Source organism: Acinetobacter sp. YH01004 (assembly GCF_013420455.1).
Taxonomy (GTDB): domain Bacteria; phylum Pseudomonadota; class Gammaproteobacteria; order Pseudomonadales; family Moraxellaceae; genus Acinetobacter; species Acinetobacter towneri.
Genome location: NZ_VOXZ01000037.1, coordinates 1 through 1,718, shown reverse-complemented (window position 1 = coordinate 1,718; position 1,718 = coordinate 1). Strand labels below are relative to the sequence as shown.

Genomic DNA, 1,718 nt, shown 5'->3' with positions numbered 1-1,718 from the left:
CAACCCCAACTGTTTGGGTGTTGTATAGTCAAGCCTCACGAGCAATTAGTATTGGTCAGCTTCACATATCGCTATGCTTCCACATCCAACCTATCAACGTCGTAGTCTTCAACGGCTCTTTAGGAGGCATAAAGCCTCGGGGAAATCTTATCTTGAGGTAGGCTTCCCGCTTAGATGCTTTCAGCGGTTATCCCTTCCGAACATAGCTACCCGGCGATGCGACTGGCGTCACAACCGGTACACCAGAGGTTCGTCCACTCTGGTCCTCTCGTACTAGGAGCAGATCCTCTCAAATTTCCAGCGCCCACGGTAGATAGGGACCGAACTGTCTCACGACGTTCTAAACCCAGCTCGCGTACCTCTTTAAATGGCGAACAGCCATACCCTTGGGACCTGCTTCAGCCCCAGGATGAGATGAGCCGACATCGAGGTGCCAAACACCGCCGTCGATATGAACTCTTGGGCGGTATCAGCCTGTTATCCCCAGAGTACCTTTTATCCGTTGAGCGATGGCCCTTCCATACAGAACCACCGGATCACTAAGACCTACTTTCGTACCTGCTCGACTTGTGGGTCTCGCAGTTAAGCGCGCTTTTGCCTTTATACTCTACGCGTGATTTCCGACCACGCTGAGCGCACCTTCGTACTCCTCCGTTACTCTTTAGGAGGAGACCGCCCCAGTCAAACTACCCACCAGACATGGTCCTCGTCCCGGATAACGGGACAGAGTTAGAACCTCAACATTACCAGGGTGGTATTTCAAGGACGGCTCCACTCGGACTAGCGTCCAAGTTTCAAAGCCTCCCACCTATCCTACACAAGTAAGGTCAAAGTTCAATGTCAAGCTGCAGTAAAGGTTCACGGGGTCTTTCCGTCTAGCCGCGGGTACACCGCATCTTCACGGCGAATTCGATTTCACTGAGCCTCTGCTGGAGACAGCGCCGCCATCATTATGCCATTCGTGCAGGTCGGAACTTACCCGACAAGGAATTTCGCTACCTTAGGACCGTTATAGTTACGGCCGCCGTTTACTGGGGCTTCGATCAAGAGCTTCGCTTACGCTAACCCCATCAATTAACCTTCCAGCACCGGGCAGGCATCACACCCTATACGTCCACTTTCGTGTTTGCAGAGTGCTATGTTTTTAATAAACAGTTGCAGCGGCCTGGTTTCTGAGGCTGTCGACAGCTCAAGGAGCGAGTCCTATCACCATCAACAGCGTACCTTCTCCCGAAGTTACGGTACCATTTTGCCTAGTTCCTTCAGCAGAGTTCTCTCAAGCGCTTTGGTCTACTCGACCTGACCACCTGTGTCGGTTTCGGGTACGATTCCAGTGTAACTGAAGCTTAGAGACTTTTCCTGGAAGCAGGGTATCAGCCACTTCACTGTACAAGTACAGCTTGCTATCAGATCTCAGCATAGAGCACCCCGGATTTGCCTAAGATGCATGCCTACTTCCTTTCACCTGGACAACCAACGCCAGGCTGACTTAACCTTCTCCGTCCTCTCATCGCATTACACTGAAGTATTGGAATATTAACCAATTTCCCATCGACTACGCCTCTCGGCCTCGCCTTAGGGGTCGACTCACCCAGCCCCGATTAACGTTGGACTGGAACCCTTGGTCTTTCAGCGAACGGGTTTTTCACCCGTTTTGTCGTTACTCACGTCAGCATTCGCACTTCTGATACCTCCAGCAGACTTCTCAATCCACCTTC

1 rRNA gene is annotated in these 1,718 nt (G+C 51.7%); it reads right to left on the bottom strand.

Annotated features, from left to right (window positions below):
* Window positions 1-24 precede the first annotated feature (24 nt).
* Window positions 25-1,718: ribosomal RNA gene (locus FTT71_RS13145) — 23S ribosomal RNA — on the bottom strand; the annotation flags it as partial.